Annotated in this window: 22 protein-coding genes, 2 tRNA genes and 1 pseudogene; 12 read left to right on the forward strand and 13 right to left on the reverse strand. The window is 61.6% G+C overall.

Annotation, left to right across the window (positions count from 1 at the left end; genetic code table 11):
* Positions 1–57 precede the first annotated feature (57 nt).
* The 3 genes from A3CW_RS0126405 to A3CW_RS52520 all read left to right on the forward strand — a co-directional run bounded on the left by A3CW_RS0126405 (position 58) and on the right by A3CW_RS52520 (position 2,354).
* Positions 58–330 carry a metal/formaldehyde-sensitive transcriptional repressor gene (locus tag A3CW_RS0126405; protein ID WP_028206235.1) on the forward strand — a complete coding sequence of 91 codons (273 nt, stop codon included), beginning with the start codon at positions 58–60 and terminating at the stop codon, positions 328–330.
* 9 nt (positions 331–339) lie between these two features.
* Positions 340–1,629, forward strand: a complete 1,290-nt coding sequence (gene dmeF / locus A3CW_RS0126410) for a CDF family Co(II)/Ni(II) efflux transporter DmeF (protein ID WP_028206236.1) — start codon at positions 340–342, stop codon at positions 1,627–1,629.
* A 308-nt stretch (positions 1,630–1,937) separates the two neighbouring features.
* Entirely contained in the window at positions 1,938–2,354 is a 417-nt protein-coding gene (locus A3CW_RS52520) for a hypothetical protein (RefSeq protein ID WP_154678043.1), read from the forward strand.
* Between the two features lie 24 nt (positions 2,355–2,378).
* Here A3CW_RS52520 and A3CW_RS52525 read toward each other — a convergent pair whose 3' ends face one another.
* Positions 2,379–2,561, reverse strand: a complete 183-nt coding sequence (locus A3CW_RS52525) for a hypothetical protein (RefSeq protein WP_154678044.1) — start codon at positions 2,559–2,561, stop codon at positions 2,379–2,381.
* Positions 2,562–2,995: 434 nt separating this feature from the next.
* Here A3CW_RS52525 and A3CW_RS0126415 point away from each other — a divergent pair, with 434 nt between their 5' ends.
* The 6 genes from A3CW_RS0126415 (at position 2,996) to A3CW_RS0126440 (ending at position 6,368) form a co-directional block, all read left to right on the forward strand.
* Positions 2,996–3,577, forward strand: coding sequence for an RNA polymerase sigma factor (locus A3CW_RS0126415; protein WP_028206237.1), 582 nt, complete (start codon positions 2,996–2,998; stop codon positions 3,575–3,577).
* A gap of 12 nt (positions 3,578–3,589) precedes the next feature.
* Positions 3,590–3,898, forward strand: coding sequence for a hypothetical protein (locus A3CW_RS0126420; RefSeq protein ID WP_028206238.1), 309 nt, complete (start codon positions 3,590–3,592; stop codon positions 3,896–3,898).
* Between the two features lie 2 nt (positions 3,899–3,900).
* Positions 3,901–4,197, forward strand: a complete 297-nt coding sequence (locus tag A3CW_RS0126425; protein WP_028206239.1) for a 4Fe-4S dicluster domain-containing protein — start codon at positions 3,901–3,903, stop codon at positions 4,195–4,197.
* 68 nt (positions 4,198–4,265) lie between these two features.
* Positions 4,266–4,982, forward strand: a complete 717-nt coding sequence (locus A3CW_RS0126430; RefSeq protein WP_028206240.1) for an O-methyltransferase — start codon at positions 4,266–4,268, stop codon at positions 4,980–4,982.
* Positions 4,983–5,198: 216 nt separating this feature from the next.
* Entirely contained in the window at positions 5,199–5,771 is a 573-nt protein-coding gene (locus A3CW_RS0126435; RefSeq protein ID WP_028206241.1) for a YdeI/OmpD-associated family protein, read from the forward strand.
* 204 nt (positions 5,772–5,975) lie between these two features.
* Positions 5,976–6,368, forward strand: a complete 393-nt coding sequence (locus tag A3CW_RS0126440; RefSeq protein ID WP_028206242.1) for a YybH family protein — start codon at positions 5,976–5,978, stop codon at positions 6,366–6,368.
* A gap of 354 nt (positions 6,369–6,722) precedes the next feature.
* On the opposite strand, the gene A3CW_RS0126445 is transcribed toward A3CW_RS0126440, so the two are convergent.
* The 4 genes from A3CW_RS0126445 to A3CW_RS0126460 form a co-directional block, all read right to left on the reverse strand.
* On the reverse strand, positions 6,723–7,028 hold the full coding sequence (locus A3CW_RS0126445; protein ID WP_028206243.1) for a DUF4148 domain-containing protein: 306 nt from the start codon (positions 7,026–7,028) through the stop codon (positions 6,723–6,725).
* Between the two features lie 483 nt (positions 7,029–7,511).
* Entirely contained in the window at positions 7,512–8,177 is a 666-nt protein-coding gene (locus tag A3CW_RS0126450; protein WP_028206244.1) for a response regulator, read from the reverse strand.
* Complete coding sequence (locus A3CW_RS0126455) at positions 8,158–9,828, reverse strand: MASE1 domain-containing protein (RefSeq protein ID WP_028206245.1); 1,671 nt, start codon at positions 9,826–9,828, stop codon at positions 8,158–8,160. The genes A3CW_RS0126450 and A3CW_RS0126455 overlap by 20 nt, the downstream gene beginning before the upstream one ends.
* A 574-nt stretch (positions 9,829–10,402) precedes the next feature.
* Positions 10,403–11,419: a 1-aminocyclopropane-1-carboxylate deaminase gene (locus tag A3CW_RS0126460; RefSeq protein WP_028206246.1), complete on the reverse strand. Its 1,017-nt coding sequence runs from the start codon at positions 11,417–11,419 to the stop codon at positions 10,403–10,405.
* A gap of 195 nt (positions 11,420–11,614) precedes the next feature.
* Between A3CW_RS0126460 and A3CW_RS0126465 the strand changes: the two genes are divergently transcribed.
* Positions 11,615–12,115, forward strand: a complete 501-nt coding sequence (locus A3CW_RS0126465; RefSeq protein WP_028206247.1) for an Lrp/AsnC family transcriptional regulator — start codon at positions 11,615–11,617, stop codon at positions 12,113–12,115.
* 109 nt (positions 12,116–12,224) lie between these two features.
* On the opposite strand, the gene A3CW_RS0126470 is transcribed toward A3CW_RS0126465, so the two are convergent.
* The 6 genes and pseudogenes from A3CW_RS0126470 to A3CW_RS54460 form a co-directional block, all read right to left on the reverse strand.
* Positions 12,225–12,300, reverse strand: a tRNA-Ala gene (locus A3CW_RS0126470).
* Between the two features lie 276 nt (positions 12,301–12,576).
* Positions 12,577–12,661: transfer RNA gene (locus A3CW_RS0126475), tRNA-Leu, on the reverse strand.
* Positions 12,662–12,795: 134 nt separating this feature from the next.
* Entirely contained in the window at positions 12,796–14,997 is a 2,202-nt protein-coding gene (locus A3CW_RS0126480) for a TonB-dependent siderophore receptor (protein ID WP_081771824.1), read from the reverse strand.
* A 345-nt stretch (positions 14,998–15,342) separates the two neighbouring features.
* The gene (locus tag A3CW_RS53935) at positions 15,343–15,684 is read right to left on the reverse strand and encodes a hypothetical protein (protein ID WP_051481732.1); all 342 of its coding nucleotides are present in this window, start codon (positions 15,682–15,684) and stop codon (positions 15,343–15,345) included.
* 108 nt (positions 15,685–15,792) lie between these two features.
* Positions 15,793–16,125: pseudogene (locus tag A3CW_RS54580) on the reverse strand (YkgJ family cysteine cluster protein); the annotation flags it as partial.
* Positions 16,126–16,418: 293 nt separating this feature from the next.
* Positions 16,419–16,592, reverse strand: coding sequence for a hypothetical protein (locus tag A3CW_RS54460; RefSeq protein ID WP_322787970.1), 174 nt, complete (start codon positions 16,590–16,592; stop codon positions 16,419–16,421).
* 116 nt (positions 16,593–16,708) lie between these two features.
* Between A3CW_RS54460 and A3CW_RS47720 the strand changes: the two genes are divergently transcribed.
* Positions 16,709–17,650: a LysR family transcriptional regulator gene (locus A3CW_RS47720; protein WP_035514028.1), complete on the forward strand. Its 942-nt coding sequence runs from the start codon at positions 16,709–16,711 to the stop codon at positions 17,648–17,650.
* Here the strand turns inward: A3CW_RS47720 and A3CW_RS0126500 are convergent.
* Positions 17,604–18,356 (reverse strand): SDR family oxidoreductase, encoded by a 753-nt coding sequence (locus A3CW_RS0126500; RefSeq protein WP_081771825.1) that lies wholly within the window; start codon positions 18,354–18,356, stop codon positions 17,604–17,606. The genes A3CW_RS47720 and A3CW_RS0126500 overlap by 47 nt on opposite strands.
* Before the next feature lie 108 nt (positions 18,357–18,464).
* A complete protein-coding gene (locus A3CW_RS0126505; RefSeq protein WP_028206251.1) occupies positions 18,465–19,418 on the reverse strand; it encodes a LysR family transcriptional regulator in 954 nt (317 codons plus the stop codon).
* A gap of 101 nt (positions 19,419–19,519) precedes the next feature.
* On the opposite strand from A3CW_RS0126505, the gene A3CW_RS0126510 reads away from it, so the two are divergent.
* Positions 19,520–20,941 (forward strand): aldehyde dehydrogenase family protein, encoded by a 1,422-nt coding sequence (locus A3CW_RS0126510; RefSeq protein ID WP_028206252.1) that lies wholly within the window; start codon positions 19,520–19,522, stop codon positions 20,939–20,941.
* Positions 20,942–21,018: the final 77 nt, after the last annotated feature.

Here is a 21,018-nt window from a genome sequence, read left to right on the forward strand (position 1 = left end):
ACCCCCGTACCCTATCCAGGGTAATATAGCCCCCTACCGTATTAAGGGGGGCCAGCCGTGAGCCATACGATTCGCGAAAAACAGAAGCTACTCAACCGGGTTCGCCGCATCAAGGGACAGGTTGAAGCCATCGAGCGCGCACTTGAAGAAGAGCGCGGCTGCATGGACGTGCTACAGCTCATCACCAGTAGCCGCGGCGCGATGAACGGGTTGCTTGCCGTGGTTCTCGAAGACCACATCCGAACGCATCTTGTCGACGCGGAGCCGGACGACGAGCACGGCAGCGGCACCGAGCAGCTGATTGAGGTAGTGCACAGCTACTTCAAGTAAGAGGGAACCATGAGCAACTTCGAAAATTCCGCTTTTGGAGCGGGGCATGACCACATTTTCCTGGGTGCGGCCCACGAAGACAACGAGCGCAGGACCTGGATGGTGATCGCGCTATGCAGCGCGATGATGGTGGCTGAAATTGTCGGCGGCAGTCTTTTTGGCTCGCTGGCGCTCGTCGCCGACGGTCTTCATATGTCGACACACGCCGGGGCGATGCTCATCGCCGCTTTGGCGTACACCTACGCGCGCAGGCACGCGGCCGACAACCGCTTCGTATTCGGTACGGGCAAGCTGGGCGATCTCGCGGGCTTTACCAGCGCCATCGTGCTCGCCATGATCGCGCTGCTGATCGGATACGAAGCCGTCTCGCGCTTTCTCTCACCCGTACCCATCCATTTCGGCCAGGCGATTCCCATCGCGATACTGGGTCTGCTGGTCAATCTCGCGAGCGTCTGGCTGCTGAGTGGCAACCACCACGGCCACAGTCATGGGCATAGCCATGGTCATGGTCACGGCCATGAAGACGAACACGGTCACGAGGGCGAGGTGCATCGCATCTTCGGCAGCGCTGGCGTATTTGCCTTGTCGGTCTTCGAAGACGATGTACCGCCCGTTTTCCGCATTACGCCCGAAACGGCTTCTTCGAGGCTGCCTGCCGACTCTGTTTCGGTCACGACGGTTCGCGCCGACGGCACGCACCAGACCTTCGCGTTTGCCGATCGCGGTGACTACCTGGAGTCGAAGGACGACATTCCCGAGCCACATGCATTCTGGGCCACCGTTAGTTTGCCCGATGGCGAACACTCAATTGAATTCGAGGAACACGATCATAGTCACGGCGACGCGCATGCTGCGGCGAATCGCGATCACAACATCCGCTCGGCGTACATCCATGTGATTGCGGACGCCGCGGTTTCCGTGCTGGCGATCATCGGCCTCCTGCTGGCCCGTGCGTTCGGCTGGGTCTGGATGGACCCGCTCGCAGGCGTAATCGGCGCCCTGGTCATTGCAAACTGGTCGTGGGGCCTGATGCGCGATACGGGAGGCATTCTGCTCGACATGAATCTGGATAAGCGCATGGCCGAAAACGTTCGTCACGTCATTGAAGACAACGGTGACGCCGTGCTTGACCTCCATGTCTGGCGCGTCGGTCCCGGGCACATGAGCGCAGTAGTGTCGGTCGTCACCAGTGAAGCACAACGCAGCCCGAGCTTCTATCACGCGGCCCTCAAACGCTTTAAGGGGCTGTCACACGTGACGGTAGAAGTGAACCCGCCGCGTGCCGCCGCCTCAGCCTGAACATGTCGCGCCAAACGCAGTAAGCGCAGGCCGCGACGCGGCACGTTCGCGTGCTTGGAGCGGACAGGACAAATCAGGCAGTAGCCGGCCAGGAAGGGCCGTTCGACGCCGGTGGCTAGATCGTCGACAATGCGGCTCGGACGGACATCCTGACGACCACGGCAATCCGAAAATAGCCTCCAGTCGATTTCTCAAGTTTCAGGCGATGTTGCCGTAGAGCCGGTGTGAACGCTCTATGTTCGGTACGGACGGGGTGTCCAACGTATCCGGGGAAAGCTGCAATTTTAGAAGCGAAGGGCCTCACGATCATGCCGATTGATGATCTGGACGTCTACTATTGCCAAAGAATGCGCGGCTACACCACGTTAAGCCTGCATGTCGATGGTGCAACGGTCTATACGCTTGACGTGCGTGGTGTTGTCAAACCCCTTTCGGGAAAATACACGGTTGGAGCGTTTACAAGCTCCGACAAAAGCTCTCTGGTTGCATGGATTGATCCAGTGTCCGGCGAGTTTATTTCGACCGATTCAACCGTTTCTGATTCGCTTTTTTCGATTCCAGTCTTCATCGGGCTTGGGGTGGTCCTCAGCGCCGTGCTTCATTTGAATAAGTGGATTGTTGCACCGATCATCGCCTTGGTAGCTGTGGCGGCATGTCGTCGCCTCTTGCACGGGAAGAAGAACGATTCCGAACTGGAGGCGATTCTGCGGAATCGGCGAAGTTGAGCTTCGGAGCTCGGCCATACGCGGTCAGTCGACGCAGTATGCGCTACCGTTCAACTGATTCTTCTCGCAGCCATTCCACATGCGTTTTGCAGCCGCATTCTCTCCACGCGACTGAGCAAGATACGCCTTGCGCAGGGTCTCGTCTGAAGCATTCCAGCCTTCCGCATCCGCGACCTTTACCGCAAGCTGAATCTGATACTGTCCCATTCATCAGCAGCCCATAGTTGTCCACACGTGGGGCAGCACAAAAGCGCCCTCCAAAGTGCAGCGTCCACATGTTTGAAGCCGGGAAATAACGTCTGCAAATTCCCATCAACCCTGTGTATCGCAGGCTGGTCGTGGCAATCGCAATTCATGTTCTTGGCGTAGTCGGTCATCGCCGAAGAACGATGGCGGCGATGGCACTGATCAGGTCGTCAACCCTTGCCAATTCCGCCTCGGCAATCTCTGTTCGACAGTCGGCTCGCAGTGCCCGTAGGCGTTGACTGGATGCTACGACATCGCAACAGAAACGGCCCCACTTCATCCCTTTGCGTAACGGTCACGACCCTGTTACGCGCTGCTTCGAGCGAACCGGCAGCTCACGGAGCGTTTTTTTGCATTCGCCACAATATTCGCGTTCCTGAAACGTCTTCAGGTGCATGGAACCGCCACCCACCTCGCATCCGATGACCGACCGGGACAGCGACATCGCGGCGACCGTGGTGCGTGAGCGCACCAGGCTCGTCAATTTTATCCGGCGCCGCATAGGCGATCCGGACGATGCCGAGGACATCCTGCAGGATGTGTTCTCCGAATTTGTGCAGGCCTACCGGCTCCCGGCTCCGATCGAACAGGCGAGCGCGTGGCTATTTCGTGCAGCGCGTAACCGCATCATCGATCGCTTTCGCAAGAAGAAAGAACAGCCGCTGCCGGATCTGCCGGGGGACGACGACGAGGCCGGCGGCGAATATCGCCTCGATCTGGCGCTACCGGCGCACGATGCGGGTCCCGAGGCCCTTTACGCTCGCGCGCTGCTGCTCAAGGCATTGCAGAACGCGCTCGATGAATTGCCGCCGAATCAACGTGAAGTGTTTATCGCGCACGAACTGGAGGGGCGATCCTTCAAGGATATGGCGGCGGAAAGCGGCGCCACGCTCAATACGCTGCTCGCGCGCAAACGCTACGCCGTCTTGCATCTGCGCGGCCGGCTGCAGGCCATGTATGACGAACTGGATATTTAGAGGAGTTATCGAATGAAATTTCGAATCAGATGCGCGGGGAAAGCGCTGCTTGTGGTGGTCGCCATAGGCGTGCTCGGCTGGGTGGTCATGACCCTCTGGAATTGGGTGATTCCGGCGCTATTCGTGGGCGCCAGTGCGATCGACTTCGCGCATGCCTTGGGCTTGCTCGTACTAAGCCGCATCCTGTTCGGCGGATTCCGCGGGCACGGTGGCTGGCGCGAAAGGCGTCGCTGGCACAAATGGGAAGCGATGACGCCTGAAGAACGCGAGCATTTCCAGGCGGCATGGCGATCGGGGCGCAATCGGCGCGAGGGAGATTGAACATGCGCGAGAAATCAGCCGGCGACTGCAAGCAGCAACCGGGCGTGATTGCGCCGGTTGTCGACCTGAAACGTTGCGAAGGCAAGGGCGATTGCCTGGAGGTCTGCCCCGAGAATGTGTTTGAGATCCGGCGCATCGATGAGGCCGATTACCGCAGCCTCGATTTGATGCATCGCTTCAAGCTGCGCGTGCATGGCATGAAAGTCGCCTATACACCGAACGCGCACGCTTGCCGCTCGTGCGGGCTTTGCGTGACGGCATGCCCCGAGCACGCGATCAAGCTCGCCAGAACGGCATAGCGTTACACGGCTTTGCTGGTGGCGGGTATACGCGTCAGCAGAACTATCGATTTCGTCAGGGAGCGCACATGGCTTCATCAACCACAGTCCTTCTGCGGCAGCTTCACGAACAGAGCCAGAGAGAAGTGATAGCCCGCGCACGCGCGCAGTTCCATGGATCGAGTGAGGAGTTTCTGACGCTCGCGGATGAATACGAAGCGCTCGCGCCGCGACTGCGCGGAAGGTTTCTCGAAACGCTAGGACTATCCAGCGAAGATTTCGAATCCTCGCAAGGCACACCGCTATCGTTGGCTGTCTCGGAGGAAACGGGAAGGTTTCTACACAACATGGTGCTTGCGCACAAACCCGCTCGAATCCTCGAGCTCGGCAGCTCGTGCGGCGTGTCCACGCTGTATTTCGCCGAAGCGCTTCGGACGTTAGACAGCGGCATGGTCGTGGCGACTGAACTCGATGCTGTCAAATGCGCGCATCTTCGGTCCCACGTCAGAATGGCGGGCGTAGACGCTTATGTCGACCTGCGGGAAGGCGATGTATTCCAGACCATTTCTGAGCTGGACGGCACTTTCGACATGGTGTTGATCGACGTATGGGCCAACACCTATCTGAATCTATTCAAGCAAACTGAGCGCTTGCTACGCGCGGGATCTATTGTTCTCGCGGACAACATGTACACAGCCGAGGACGCTGTTCGGCCGTATAAGCACTACCTCGACAACGATCCACGCTTTTCGACCACGACGCTGGACTTTGAATCAGGGGTCGAGTTTACGGTCGTCGTTTCGTGAGCGCAGCGTGTCAGTTGCGTCGCCGCGCGGCACGCAAGACTTTGCTGGCTACAGCAAATGTGCATCTGGCCTCCATCTTCCCTCCGATAGATACACGCTGAACTGTCGATAAATCAAGTATTCGCAAATTCACGGAAATCCGCGCAAATCGGTAATCTGCGAGGTATCAGTGAACGAAAAGGCCTCGATGCCTGAATGCAACCATTCGGATCCTCCATGACTGAGCCTCGTCTGACATTCCTTGACCAGAATGAATGGGAAAACTGGTTGATGCAAAACGGCGGTACCTCGACCGGGATATGGCTGCGCCTTGCCAAAAAAAAGGGCGCCGGGCAGCCAACCTTGACTTACGAACAGGCGCTGGAAAGTGCCCTTTGTCATGGCTGGATCGACGGTCAAAAACAGACTGAAAGTGAGGAATACTGGTTGCAACGCTTCACTCGACGCTCCGCAAAAAGTATCTGGTCCAGGCTCAACAAAGACCGGGCCGAAGCGCTGATCGCCGCAGGCAGAATGGTTCCTTCGGGCATGCGAGAAATCGAGAAAGCCAAAGAGGACGGCCGCTGGGAAGCTGCCTATACGTCCGCCAGCAACTCGGTCGTACCGGACGACCTGCAGGCCGCACTAGATGCCAATCCCAAGGCCAGCGCGTTCTTTGCAACGCTGAACAGCCGAAACCGCTACGCCATCCTGTTTCGGATACAGAATGCCAAAAAACCCGCAACCCGGGTGCGCAAGATCGAGGAGTTCATCGGCATGCTGAATCGCGGCGAAACCATTTATCCCTAGACCAGAAAGTTCGACAGACGACGAGAGTCGCCGGACGATGTCGCACTCAAGGCGGCCAAGCCGGGGCAAGGGTGGATTGTCAGACGCCTGCGCCTATGGGCAAACTAGCATTCGAGATGCTCTCGCCGACCTGGATGGCGAGCGATGCCGACCGACGCCCTGATTGTCGTGTGATCAAACTGCTTTTTGCAGTGGAGGTTGCAGATGGGATCCGATGAACGAGCTATACGTGAGGTGCACACAACGTGGATTGATGCAGTCAACGCGGGCGATCTTGTCCGCCTGCTCACGTTGATGGCGGACGATGTCGTGTTTTTGTATCCGGGTCGAGCGCCGCTCGGCCGGGAGGGATTCCCCGCCGGCTTCCTGGCCGCCCACCAACAATCCCGGATCCGTTGCATCAGCGAGCTGGAAGAGGTCGTGATCGTCGGCGAAGTTGCCTACACATTGTGCCGGGACTCGTTATCTGTGACACCGCGCGCTGGCGGAGAAGCAACGGAGCTGGCCGGTCATCGGATCACGATATACCGCAAACAGCCCGACGGCCGCTGGCTTCTGGCCCGAGACGCCAACACGCTGTCCCGGGTGGCAAGCTGAGGTCGCAGGAATCGGCTCACTCCATGCAGAAGGCATAGCCCCTTGCAGGCAGATCGCGATCGCCGGCAACACGGCAAGATCGGTGCGCGGAGTCAGGTCGGTGACGAATCAGTTGGCCTTGCGGAACAGCCGTTAGCGAGCGACTCGAGAAAATGAAGTGAGTACATCACGGGTAGGCCACGCGATGACCGCTCCTGGCCGGCCGCCCTCCGCCGATCCCCGCCCTTCTCCCCCAAACTCCGCAAAGCAATCAAAAAGCCCCTCTCCATTCGGAAGAGGGGCTTTCGCGTAACGTGTGATGCATTAGTGCGACGCGCTGCGAGACCACGCAAGACAGTCCGTCAACGCAATGCCTTACTGACCGAAGTAAACTGGCTTCAAGCCGGTAATAGCCGCGGGTGCGCCAGACGCTGACGATCCGCTGACCATTCCGCCGTAACTGCTCCCGCCGTTCTGCGCGGCCACGCGCGCTTCGGCAGCCTGGATATCGGCTGGATAGCTTGCATTGTCGCCGTCCCCGACATGATAGCCAGCCTGTTCGAGCTGGACGAGCTCGGCGCGAACTTGTTCAGTCGTCACGGCCCCGTTCGTCTGCGCGAACGAGAGAACCGGAGCAGCCGCGATAGTCAGGACAACGACGGTTTGAGCAAGGTACTTCATGATGAGTTACCTCCAACGATTGCCACGTACGGTTCGACAAGTCTTCTTGTATGCAACCGGCGTCAACGACCCATCGATGCAGTGAAGCAGGGTGCGTTCAAGCGAGCTGGCCGCACATCCGACTGACCTCGGCGCCAGGGGAGCCGCCCAGTCACGCGAGCGCGAGCGGCGCCATAACTAGCCGTTTTACTTCGCTGATTTCCTCCTGTAACGAACGAAATCCTGCTCAAAGCGCCTCTTTGCGTTGAGCACGACGGTCTTGAACATATGCAAACGATCCGCGCTTGAGGGCAGCTACAGCGAGCATCGAGCAGGCTCGCATCGCCATGCGCTTGCCCGTCGCACGGTTCCGGCAGAGGCACCGGCGGCAGAGCGCTCGGTGTTGGCCAGTTACGACTGTATGCGCCGACCCCACGTGCATGAACCAGGCGCCCGTCCTAAAAGAGGCTAGGGGATTGCCTTATTCAGTGGGCAGACTCAGCCCTATTGGCTCTCGATCCACTGAATTGCGAACCGCGTCAGCTCCTTGCCGCTACGGATGTTCAGCTTTTCCTTGATATTGGCCTGGTGCGCTTCGATGGTCTTCACGCTCCGGTTCAGCTTCTCTGCGATATCGCGGCTGCTGAAGCCGAGCCCGATCAGGTGCAGAACTTCGAATTCCCTTTCCGAAAGGTTCGCAATTTGGCCCTCGGGCTTTTTGTGTGGGACGGCAAGCGCCCGCGCGAGCTTTTCATGCATGGCGGCGCTCATGTAGATGTTGCCTGCCAGCACTTCGCGGATGGCACTCACGACATGCTCCGTGGCCTCGAGTTTCATCAGATACCCGTTTGCCCCGGACCGGAGTGCGCGTTCGGCAAACAAGCTTTCGTCATGCATGCTGAGGACAAGGATCGCGAGATCCGGATAACGGTGCCGCAGCGTCTTGACCAGCTCGAGGCCGGAGTCCGTCTGCAGACTAATGTCCACAATGGCCATGTCGGGCAGGCATTCCATCGCCGCGAGCGCTTCTTCGGCGCTGCCCGCCGCACAGCAGACGTGCAGATCCTCTTGCAGATTGAGCAAGAGTGTCATCCCGTCCCGGATGATGGGGTGGTCATCCACGATAAGGATTTGAGTCGCACGGCCTGGGCTAGCGCATTTCCTCTGCATGTCCAGTACCCTCCGGTAGCGGATAGCTAATGGCGACGGTGGTGCCGCCCAAGCCGTTGCGGGTCACGGTGCAGGAGCCGCCCAGAAGGCTTGCCCGGTGACGCAGGTTGTGCAGTCCAAGACCCGCGGCACGCTCCATTTCTTCCGGGCCGATGCCTACCCCGTCGTCACTGATCGAAAGCGTCTGGAGACCGCCCGCCCGCTCGAGGTCGATCCAGATGCGGTGGCCATGACAGTATTTCAGCGCGTTGTTGACGGCTTCCTGTGCTGCCCGGTACAGGTTGATCTGCAGCAGCGGGTCCAGCAAGTCCACATCCGGCGCGATCCGCAGCTTGCAATCTACGCCGTTGAGCGCGCCAGCCGTCTCCGCCAGCGCATGCAATGCGTCCGCAAGTCCGCCGTATTCCATCGCGACCGGATCCAGGCCATGGGCAATCCTGCGGGTCATCAAGGACGCCTGCTTCACCAGGCCCACGACGATAGCGGCGTCGTCGGCGGCCGGGTGACCCTGCGTCTGCAGTTTCTGGTTCAAGGCGGCGCAGTACAGGCCCAGACTGGTCAGGTGTTGCCCAAGTCCGTCGTGCAGTTCCTGGCCGATGAGCTTCTGTTGCTGATCGCCGATCTGGATCAGTTCCCCTTCCAGCAGACGGCGTCGCTCCATCTCCTCTTTTAGCTCGTTGTTCGCCTTCTCCAGGTCTTCGGTGCGCTCCTCGACGCGTCGCTCCAGTTCGATGCGGGCCGCCTGCAGCAGGTCATGGGCGCCCCGTTCCTGAGCGCGTGCCGCCGCCAGCAACAGTCCCGTTACCGCCACGACGTTCGCGAAGGCGCACCACCTCACGAGGCTGTCCACAGGAGAATCGGCAGCAAAGGGCCCCGTGCCGTGGGTAGTGCCCCAGATGGCCACGACTGAGACCATCAGCGTCACGATGCTGGCGCCCAGGCGATCGAAGCGCAGCGCCGCCCAGATAATGAATGGAAAGACCGCCAGAGCGGCAGGATAGTAGCCGTGCCCCGCAAATTGCGGGGCACCGAAGATGAGGTAGCTCACCCAAAAGGTCGCCGCAATGAGTCCGCACGCTTCCATGATCCGCTGTGCGGATCGGAGAGGGTTCGAATACGTGAGGAAGCTGAACAGGGCCGGCGCCACGACGAGGACCCCCATCATGTCGCCGAGCCACCATTTCAGAAAAGCTGCGGCATACCCGGCGACCGGCACGAGTCCCCCTCCCAGCAGAGCGGTCGTGCCGACCAGTGCACTGACTGCCGTACTCGTCACCGCAGCGAGGGCGATGAAGGCCAACACATCGTTGATACGCTCGAGGGTGATCTGGAATCGTGTCGCGCGGGTCAGCAACAGCGCTGCCGTCAACGGTCCAGCCATCGAGCCGATGCCTATCGCCGCGGCCACGGTTGCAGGCACGCCTCCCGACACGTTGGCGAGAAAGGAACCAACGGCAATACCCGGGGCGACTCCGACGCCCAGAGCGAGCAGCGCAACGAGAGCGATGCCGCTTGAAGGCCATACAAGAGAGATTGCGCCGCCCACTACCGCATAGGAAAGGCCTAGCTTTGCACCCGCGAAATACGCCAATGCAACCATTCCGGTGTGCAGGAAGAGGCTGAATCTGGAAGTGTCCCGAATGGTAGCCATTTTCGCTTCCAATCCAGAAGCCGGGGTGCGAATACGCTACGTGCTCCCTGTGGGTGAACTCGGAGGGAGCCCCGTCAGTCAGTGAGTCACTCGGCGCTTGTTCCCGACCTGACCTCTTGATTGTGGGGGCACCCACCGCGTTAATCAAACACTACACAGCGCTCTTTGTGCGTGAAGTACTTCACGTTACGGCTGCACTCCGATGACGGTCGCCAACGCCGCAACCGTCGAATCGCTTACGTCCTCATGTCGAAGCGCCTTTCAACAACGTCAGGTTCTCCGCTCGTTGGTGCGGGCATGACGACCGTCACTCGAGCCTGGCTTCGCCGTCGCGTCAGCGTTGCGCGAATGGAGGCACTTGAACGGCGCTTGTCAGATCGATCTGGATCCCCAAAAAAAACGCCGGGCTAAAAAGCCCGGCGCGGAGTTCGCAGGAGAGGCAACAGGGCCCGGCACTCCCACGACGTGTCGGGCGCCATTGTCGATGCGATTCTCCCGGCACACCGTGATCAAACTCGAAGACCGTGGCGTCCGCCGCGCGCCGCCTCGCACGCCAGCGAACCCACGCTTGAACTCAGCCGTCGCGGAAGATAAAGCTATATGCGCTCAAAGCCGGCACGCCGCCCAGATGCGCGTACAGCACCTTCGACCCCGGCTCGAATTCGCCGCGGCGCACTTTGTCGATCATGCCGTGCATCGACTTGCCCTCGTACACGGGATCGGTCAGCACGCCCTCCAACCGCGCGCACAGGCGAATCGCCTCCAGCGTCCCCTCGTTCGGCAATCCGTACTCTGGGCCACCGTAACGCGTGTCGAGAATCACGTCCTTTTCGCTGATATCGCGGTTGAGATCGACGAGCCCGGCGGTATGACGCGCAATGCGCGTGATCTGCGCGTGGGTCTTCTCCGGCGTAGCCGAAGCGTCGATGCCAATCACGCGGTCCGCACGGCCATCCGCTGCAAAGCCAACCACCATGCCCGCCTGCGTGCTGCCCGTCACCGAGCACACGACGATGTAGTCGAACTTGAAGCCCAACTGCGCCTCCTGCGCCCGCACCTCCTCGGCAAAGCCCACGAAACCGAGGCCGCCGAGCGGATGCTCCGAGCAACCCGCCGGTATCGCATACGGTTTGCCGCCCGCCGCGCGCACGCTTTCGAGCGCATCCTCCCAACTCGGTCGAATGCCGATGTCGAAGCCGTCCGGTACGAGCCGCACGTCCGCGCCCATCATGCGCGACATCTGGATGTTGCCGACGCGGTCGTAGACGGCATCGGAATAGTTGACCCAGTTCTCCTGGACCAGCACGCACTTCATGCCGAGATGTGCGGCGACGGCTGCGACCTGACGCGTCTGGTTCGACTGGATGCCGCCAATCGAGACCAGTGTGTCGCAACCTTGAGCTAGCGCGTCGGGAATCTGGTATTCGAGCTTGCGCGTCTTGTTGCCGCCGAACGCGAGTCCGCTGTTGCAGTCCTCGCGCTTTGCGTAGAGCTCGACCTTGCCGCCGAGATGCTGGCTCAGGCGCTTGAGCGGCTGGATGGGCGTGGGTCCGAACGTGAGTGGATAACGGGGGAAACGCTGGAGGTTCATCGAATATCTCCGGGGGATCGGCTCATGCGGGGCGTGGTCAACGGTCGGTGCGCGCCTGGAACGCGCAATCCGATGGAGAAATGTTAGGCGCGTTGCCGCGAAATGAGCTTGCTAAAAAAATATCAACGGCCTACGTTTAAAGCATTCGCTTTGACTCCAGAGCACTTTTAATTTGAGAAACGACTAAAGGACACAATGAAATTAATCAGACGCTCTCCCGCTACGCCGAATGAGCCGCTCGCATTGGATCGCATCGATCGCGCGATCCTCAGGCATTTGCAGCAGGACGCATCGATTTCCAACGTCAGCCTCGCGGCCAAAGTGAAGCTCAGCGCGCCCGCGTGCCTGCGGCGTGTGGAACGGCTCAAGGAGTCGGGGCTGATACGCGGGATCGTAGCGTTGCTCGATCCGAAGGCGCTCGGCGCAGGCATGCTGGTCGTGATCGGCTTCGTGCTCGACCGCTCGACGCCCGAGGCGTTCGCCGCATTCGAGAAAGCGGCACAGAAAGTTTCAGGCTGTGTGGAATGCCACGTCGTCACCGGCGAATTCGATTACTTCATGCTGGTGCGCACGCGCGACAACGAAAGCTTCAACCAGCTGCATGCGGAGCAGTTGTTGTACTTGCCGGGCGTGCGGCAGGTCCGCAGCTTCATGGTGCTCAAGGAGATTCTGTCGACGCACGCGTTGCCGCTGTGACGGTGCGCGCGCGAATGCGATCCATTGAATTGGATGCGTGATATTCGATGCGGCGCGGGGAAGTGAATCAGGATGATGAAGCAACGTGCCCGAAGGCCACGCGTTCTGTTGGTGGAGGTAAGCGGGATCGAACCGCTGACCTCTTGCATGCCATGCAAGCGCTCTCCCAGCTGAGCTATACCCCCATGCAGAACGGCTTCGGCGCCAGTGGGATGACGCAGAATCGAGCAATGTCAGCTAATGGACCTGCTCGAAGAGCGGCGATTATATACGTCGCGCACGCAACCTCGCAAGCACTCTCGCGTGCTTGTCAGGAACTATGCTGGAGTCCTTACGATTGCCCGCAAAAGCAAAAAGCCGGCTTATGAGCCGGCTCTCTTGCGCCATTCGCAGCAGAAGCGCGAATGCAGTTCATTCCAGTATCACCGCGCAGTTCCTGCGCACGAGACTCGATTCAATTTTGGTGCCGACGGCGAGACTCGAACTCGCACAGCTTTCGCCACTACCCCCTCAAGATAGCGTGTCTACCAATTTCACCACGTCGGCAATCCAATACAACCCGGGACTCGTTAGATCCCGTCCATTCTCGCCTCGTGGGCTCGAAGGGTCGCCATTGTATCGACTCGTCGCGCATTTTTGAAGGCCCCGTGCGAAGATTTTTTGAAGCCCCGCGTCAACGCTTAAAACTCCAGCGTTGAAGTCAATTCCAGCGTGCGTCCGAGTCCCACGCCCAGCTGATTCGACCCCGCCGCACTCCAGTAGCGCCGGTTGGCCGCGTTCTCCAGATTCGCCTGCACGGAAACGCGTTTGCCGTACACACGCGTTGCGTAGCGCACGCCTGCGGTCAATAGCGTATAGCCGCCAATCTGCGCCTGGTTTGCGTTGTTCACCTGGCGCGGCCCCACGTAATAGATGCCGCCATTCACCGAAAGACCCGCGAGCACCGGCACGCGATATTCGGCAAACAGGCTCGCTGTGACGTGGGGCGTATTCTCCGGCGTCTTGCCGACGAGCGTCGGGTCGGAAGAATCGATCTGCTTCGCGTCGAGATAAACGGCCGATGCAGTGAGTGAAACGTCCTTCGTCACATCGCCCTGCACCGAAAACTCCACGCCGCGATAGCGCGCGTTGCCGTCGATCACATAGACGTTGTCGGCATTCGTTTCGGCGCTGGCCTGTTTGAGGTTGAAGAGCGCAAGCGATACGAGCGTATTGCCGGCGAGGCGCGTGCGCACGCCCACTTCCTCCTGCCGGCTCACTGCCGCGGGCAGGATCTGGTTCGCGTTGACGGCCGTCGCCGGCGCGCTGCCCGCCGATTCGAGCGCTTCAACGTAGCTCGCGTAGACGCTCGTCTGCGGCGTGATGCGGTAGGTGACACTGCCCGAGGCCGACGTGTGGTTGATATCGGAGTTCGGCGTACCGGCCTGCGAGGTCATGTACTCCGAGCGGCGCACGCCGGCCACGACCTGCAAACGCGGCGTGATGTCGATCTGGTCGAACAAATAAACGCCGCTGTTGCGCACGTGCTGCGCGTAGAACTGCCGCGCGCTGCCGCTTTGCTTGAGCGTCGTGATGTCGATGGGATCGTAGAGGTTTTGCGCCGCCGTATACGTGTACGTCGTGAAGTCCGGCTGAAACAGCCAGTTCTGCACGACACCCGTCGTGACCGTATGCGTGAACGGTCCGGTCTTGAAGTCTCCGTTCACTTCGAGGCGCACGTTCTTGTTCTCGTACATCTGCCCGTATTGCTGGCTGCCTTGCAGCGTGCCCGCGCCGGTCGCGACGTTGTACTTCTGGAACACCCAGGCCCAGCGGTCGCGCCGCGTGATCGACTGGCCGAGCGAGAGCATCGCGCTCCAGTGGTCGTTGAACGCATAGTCGGCGCGCACGAGCTGCGACGTGGCGCTCGCCGTGGTCGGCCTGTCGTTCGGCACGAGCAGCTTCGAGGGGTCCGGCATGGCAGGCAGCGTGATCTTGCCGTTCACGGCGGCCAGCGGCGCGATGCCGGCCTGCTCGACGACGCGCGTTTCGATGTGCTCGAGATCGTATTGCAGCTTGAGCTTGTCATTGACGCGCCAGTCGAGCGCGGCGCTCACGAACTTGCGGTAGCCGCGATTGCCTTCAATCGGCGTTTCGACGTGCTCGTCCATCGCGTTCACGCGGATGCCGAACTGGTCGCTCGGGCCGAAGCGGCGCGCAATGTCGGCGGCGGCGCCGATCGATCCGTTCGAGTCGCCGAGCACCGAAATACTCGTGACAGGCTCGCTGCCCGCGCGCTTCATCACCATGTTGACGATGCCCGCCGGCGCGCCGAAACCGTAGTACAGCGCGGACGCCCCCTTGAGCACTTCCACGCGCTCCTTGTTTTCCATCGGCATCCAGATGTTGTTGTCGATGGGAAGCAGGCCGTCGAGATAGAAGCTCGAGCGATTGTCGAGCGGGATGCCGCGCACCGAGAGGTTGTCGTACGCGAGTCCGTTGAGCTGCTGGCGCGTCACGCCCGCGACGTTGCGCAGCGCGTCGTAAAGGCCGGTGTCGCCCTGGGCGTCCATGACCGAGCGCGTGACGACGTTCACCGTGGCCGGCACGTCGAGCGCATCCATGCCGCGGTATTGACCCGTCTCGACGGTTTGCGGCGCGTAGCCCTGGGTCTTGCTGCCCGTGATCTTGACGGGCGCGAGCTGGGTGGCTTCGTCGGCCGGTGCGGTTGGGTTTGCAGTTGCGCTCGCCGCGTCGGCGTCGGCTGCGTGCGCCGCGTGTGCGATGCCGGCGATGCCCGCTGCCAGCGTGGAGATGATGATCGCGTGTGCGCAGATCCTGCGCCATTGTTGCGTGCGCGTGTGCGACATGCGCGTGTGCGACGCGCGCTTCCCCGAAACCATGCTTTCCCTTCTTCTTTGCGTTCAACGAGCGCTGTCCGGGCCGCGCTGCCATCCGGCCCTGATCAGCGAAAGAGCGAGATGATAATGCGACTTATTCTTATTTAAAAGATAAGCTCACTAACTGTCGGGGAAATGCAACAACGATGTATGGCTCGTGTAATGATCCGAGAACCATCAGACTTTAACTTCGGAGTTAACTGCTTTTTGCAGCCCCAGCGCCTTCCTCGTCCGGAATCGCACCCACGCGGAAACTCTGACACCCCCGGACTACCTCTCCGAGTAGTCCAGGTTTTCGTCCGCACCCCACTTGGTCAATCGGCGTAGACAGCTCTGCGCCGCAGCGTGTCAAGGTGCAGCCACATGAAAGCCAAAATAGCCATGAACTCCTTCCGAATCGCCGGCCGCGAAAATACACCGAGCCTCGATTGAGTTCAGCGTATCAACACTCTTTCGCTGATTGGAAACGAAAGTCCACTCGCTTGCGCCAATTCCGTCAGCCTCACGATTCCGCGATTTTTCCAACGCATACAAAGCGATCTCCCTATCCACCTTGAACACCGAGAATCCTTCGTTAGCCAGCGCACAGTGCCTCAGTCCCAATGTGGAACATATGTCGTCTTTTCTAAAAGCGTCCACAATGTCTGCCTGTCGCGCTTGCTTTATTAGCTCGACAGTAACCACGTCCATCAATCGTCCTCCGGACACGTACACCGGCTTTTCGTTGGTCCAAGCTTCTGGTGGGCAAGACTTCGTCGAAGGAACCAACTCGAGAGATGGATTTACCTCGGCCGGGTAAATGCGACAAACTCCAGGCCGTTTCTCGTACGCACCGCATCGCATGTCATCGAGGAGATTCGGGCAAGGCCCATTGAACGAGGCCACGAGAGTCGCGATTACGCGAATAGGCAGATCGCCGCACTTAGCGGGAAACGATCGTCCCCTTCTGTGCGCTGCCTGCAAATTGTCATTTGGAGGTTCGCTTGGCCACGGGATTGCTTCTACAAATATCTCAATCCCACCGTTGTCCTTCAACCAGATTTCAGCCTCGTCCAGGCTCAGTGGGAGCCGCAGATCGTGACAACATTTCCCGCACTGTGTGCATGAGAAGTGAATCGACTTGGAATCCATACTGGGAAAACCTCGACTGAGCGAATTTGCTTGAGCTTTGCACGCTTGCCGGTGGCAAGGCGCCTGCTCCGTCGACAGTAAGTTCGACGCAGACAGAGTTCTGGTTACAGCTAGCTCAACAATTTGCTCGCCGAAATCCTTCCGCGGGTCGACGACGTAGATCCGCGTCTTCAGGTGCGTCCAACTCGATTTTCTCCGCACTGCGGAGAAAATTGCCTCGTCGGGAAAGATTTACGCCGCGCGTAGGCAGTGACGCAACTGCTGTTCGCTGCACCCGCGCCCGTGCTCGGCCGTCAGCCTGCGGGCCAGCGCGCCGACCAGCTGCTGCCCGTACCCGGCACGCGCCCCTCCCAGAACGCCTCCCGAACGCGCCGCCCGACCTGCCAGTACAGCAGCGTCAGCCGCGCGCGGTCGAGTAGTGCGCGCGGCTCATGCCCGGCCAGCAGGCTGGCGATGATCCTGCCCAAGTTAGAGTTTATGGTTGCCTGACGATGGCGTAAGCGGGTCATAGCCTGTGCCACGGGCCTCTTCACGGCGTAACATGCACCTCTTACCGCCCTGGGCCAGCCCTCGAGAGCAGACCATGGAACTCCGCCATCTCAAGACCTTCCTCGCCGTGGCGCGGACCTTGAACTTCACGCGGGCCGCCGAGCAGGTTCACCTCGCGCAATCGAGCGTCACCGAGCAGATTCAGGCGCTCGAAGCGGACCTCGGCGTGGCGTTGTTCGACCGCTCGCGGCGCAGGCTATCGTTGACCGAAGCGGGCAAACGCCTGCACGACTACGCGGGCGATCTGCTCAGCCTCGCCGAAGAGGCGCGCGCCTCGGTTACGGAAGCAGCCGGCGTGACGGCAGGCGCGTTGAGCGTCGGCGCGCTTGAAACGCTCAGCGTTTCGCGATTGCCGCCCTTGCTCGCAGCCTTCCGGGAAGCGCATCCGGCCACGGAACTCCAGTTGAAGGTGGCGGGCAGCGAAGCGCTGCGCAGCGGCGTGAAGAGCGGCACGCTCGATGTCTGCTTCGCGTTCGGCGAGCCGGTGCCCATGCCTGGCGTCGAATACGAAGTGATCGGGCGCGAGCCGCTCGTCGTCATTGCGCCGCCCCGGCATCGGTTTGCGGGGCGCGCGGCCGTCACGCCCGCCGATCTCGCGGACGAAGCGTTCCTCGTGACGGAACCAGGCTGCGTCTACCGCCAGATGTTCGAGGCCGCGTTTACCGATCGCCCGGAAGGCGCGCCGCCACGGCCACGCCTCGCCGGCGAGTTCGGCAGCATCGCGGCGATCGTGCGCCTCGTCGAAAGCGGGCTGGGCTGCGCGATCGTGCCCGCGCTCGTCGCCGCGGACGCGCGCGAGCCGCTCACGGTGCTCGCGTGGGCCGGCGAGGCGGCGAGCGTGCCTGTCGTGATGAGCTGGCGCGCACGTCGTACCCAGCCTGCGGTTCTACGCGAGTTTCTCGCCGCCTCGCGCCAATCCTCCGGCATCGTCACGACAGCCGGTGACCGCCTTCGACATGCAGCACTGTCCCCGTAACGAAGCCGTTCTCCATGAGAAAGCGGATGGCGTGAGCGACGTCCTCGGGCTGCCCCACACGGCCGACGGGCAAGCGCGCGGCCATCGCGTCGAGCGTGTCCTGCTTCGCGTCGCCGGCGACGAACGTCCAGATCGGCGTATCCACCCAGCCAGGCGAGACCACGTTCACGCGCTTCGGCCCTAGCTCGACGGCCAGCGCACCGGCGAGCGAGGCGAGCGCTCCGTTGATGGCCGCGACGACCGAGCCGCGCGGCGCGGGTCGATACGCGGCGATACCCGACGTGAACGTAATCGAGCCTTTGGGCGCGAGCACGTGCGCGCCGTGCTTCGCGAGCAGCAACGGGCCGATGAACTTCGAGTCGATCACGCGCCGCGCGGCTTCGAGTTCGAGCGACGGCAAGAGCTGATACGCGCCTTCGATGTCGGCGGCGGTCGTCACGATGTGATCGAGCGGCCCCGTGAGCGCGAACAGCTCGGCCACCTGCTCCTCCCTCGCGATATCGACGGCGAACGTGCGCACGTTGTCCGGGTGCGGCAGGCGCTGCTTAGCCTCCGCGAGCTTTGTATGCGAACGCCCGGCGATGACGACTTGCGCGCCGTCTTCCAGCAGGCTTTTCGCCAGCGTGAAGCCCATGCCGGAGCTGCCGCCGACGATCAGAACGCGCTGGTTCGCGCGCGCGGTTCGATTGGTAATGTCCGTTTCCATGCGTCTCTCCATTGTGGAGAGGTCAGTATTGCGTTCGGACAGTGCGCAACGGAAACGGGAATCCACGATAGTCGCGATCGGAACCGGCGATGATCGCGTACACCATGATCAGCGCCTGGCGGCAGCCCCGCGCCGGCTCCTTTTCGCGGGAGCGGGCGCGCGCTCGCGCGCAGAGTCGGCGTGTTCGCGAATCGTCTCGATCAGCGCGCGCAATCCCGCCGGCGCGTGCCGCCGCCCGGGGTAATAGAGGCAGAGCCCGTCGAGCGGCGGCGTCCAGTCCTCCAGCACGCGAACGAGCGTGCCCGCCGCCAGGTCAGCGTTCACGTTCCATTCGGTCAAATACGCAAGGCCGAGTCCGTCGCGCGCGGCCGCCAGCATGAGACCGGGCTCGTCGAGCGTCAACGCGCCCTCCACGTCCACGCGCACGGCCTGCCCGCGCCGCTCGAACTCCCACTGGTAGATTTGCCCGCTCGGCATGCGGCTGCGGATGCAGCCGTGCGACTTCAGATCGGCGGGCGTGCGCGGCGGCTTGTGCCGCGCAAAGTAGTCTGGACTGCCAACCACGGCGAAGCGCTGACGGTCGCCGAAAGGCACGGCAATCATGTCCTGCGGCACCGTTTCGGCCAGACGTATGCCCGCATCGTAGCCTTCGACCACGATGTCGATGAGCCGCCCTTCCGTAACGAGATCGAGCTTCATCTCGGGATAGCGCTGCAGATAAGCGATAAAAACGGGCATGACCTGTTTCGCCGCGCCCACCGAAGCATTGATGCGCAACGTGCCGGAGGGCGTGTCGCGAAAGCTCCCCGCCTGGTCGAGCGCCTCGCGGATGGTGGACAACGCCGGCGCGACGCTGCCCACGAACTGCGCGCCCGCTTCCGTCAACGCCACGCTGCGCGTAGTGCGGTTGAAGAGCCGCACGCCGATGCGCGCTTCGAGCGCCGCCACCGCGTGGCTGAGCGCCGAGGTCGACACGCTCAGTTCATCCGCTGCCGCACGAAAGCTGCGATGGCGCGCCACGGCCAGCACGGCTTCGAGTTCCACCAGGCCCGATGTTTTCATTGTCCGAAATCGTTCAACAGGTCATGCAGCATTGTACGGCTAGTCAACGCAATACCAGGCGTCTATCTTGCCCTCATCGACTCACGTTTTCTGGAGCAACCATGCAGATCATCGACAAGATCTATATCGACGGCGCGTTCGTCATGCCGCACGGCGAGGAGTCCTTCGACCTCTTCAACCCCGCGACCGAGGCCGTGATCGGCCGCGTCCGCCTCGCCGACGCGGCGGACGCGGACGCGGCCATTGCCGCCGCGAAGCGTGCGTTCCCGGCGTTTTCGCGCACCTCGAAAGCGCAGCGCATCGAGATGCTCATGGCGCTGCACGAGGCGGTCGTCGCGAGCGAGGACGCGCTCTTCGAAGCGATCGTGCAAGAGTACGGCGCGCCGGTCTCGCGCGGCCGCTGGATGGCGCAGCACGCCTCCAACGTGCTGCGCGACGCCGCGAAGACGCTGGAAGACTACGCGTTCACGCGGCGCGCAGGCACGGCCGAGGTCACCATGCAGCCGCTCGGCGTGGCGGGGCTGATCACGCCCTGGAACAGCGACGCGGGCTTCATCTGCGGCAAGCTCGCGGCCGCGCTCGCGGCGGGCTGCACGGCCGTCATCAAGCCGAGCGAGATGAGCGCGATCCAGACGCGCATCGTGACCGAGGCGCTGCATTCGGCGGGCTTGCCTGCGGGCCTCTTCAACATCGTCACGGGCCGCGGCGACGTCGTGGGCGCACGCATCGCCGAACACCCCGACGTCGCCAAGATCTCGTTCACGGGTTCGACCGCAGTCGGCAAGACGATCCTGCGCACGGCGGCGGAATCGCTCAAGCGCGTGACGCTCGAACTGGGCGGCAAGTCGCCAGTCATCGTGCTCGACGACGCGAATTTCGACGAAGCCGTGCCGCTCGCACTGCAGGCAGGCTTCATGAACAGCGGGCAGGCGTGCATTGCGGGCACGCGCATTCTGGTGCCGCAGTCGCGGCTCGTCGAATTCGAAGCGCGCGTCGGACAGGCCGTGGCGCAGATTCAGGCGGGCGATCCGCGCGACACGCGCACGAGCGTCGGCCCGATGGTGAGCCAGAAGCAATGGGAGCGCGTGCAGCGCTATATCGGCATCGGCATCCACGAAGGCGCACGCCTGATTGCGGGCGGCGCGGGGCGGCCCGAGGGTATCGAGTCGGGCTGGTTCGTGCGTCCCACCGTGTTCAGCGGCGTGACGAACGATATGACCATCGCGCGCGAGGAGATTTTCGGGCCGGTGCTTTCGATCATCGCGTATCGCGACACGGAGCACGCCATCGAGATCGCCAACGACACGCCCTACGGCCTGCAAGCCTACGTGCTCTCGCCCGATATCGCGCGTGCACGCCGCGTGGCCGCGCAGATCGAAGCAGGCCGCGTGCTCGTCAACACGCTCGCGCATGAGCCGGCTGCGCCGTTCGGCGGCTTCAAGCAATCGGGCATCGGGCGCGAATACGGCACCTTCGGGATCGAAGCGTTTCTGGAACCGAAGTCCACGCTCGGCGTGCTTTGACGCGCCGCTAAGCGCATCAAAATACAAACGCCCCGGTTGTGCTGCTGACCGGGGCGTTTGAACTGCGCTTTAGCGCG

Origin of the sequence: Paraburkholderia nodosa DSM 21604 (genome assembly GCF_000519185.1) — a bacterium.
In the GTDB taxonomy this organism is placed as follows: Bacteria; Pseudomonadota; Gammaproteobacteria; order Burkholderiales; family Burkholderiaceae; genus Paraburkholderia; species Paraburkholderia nodosa.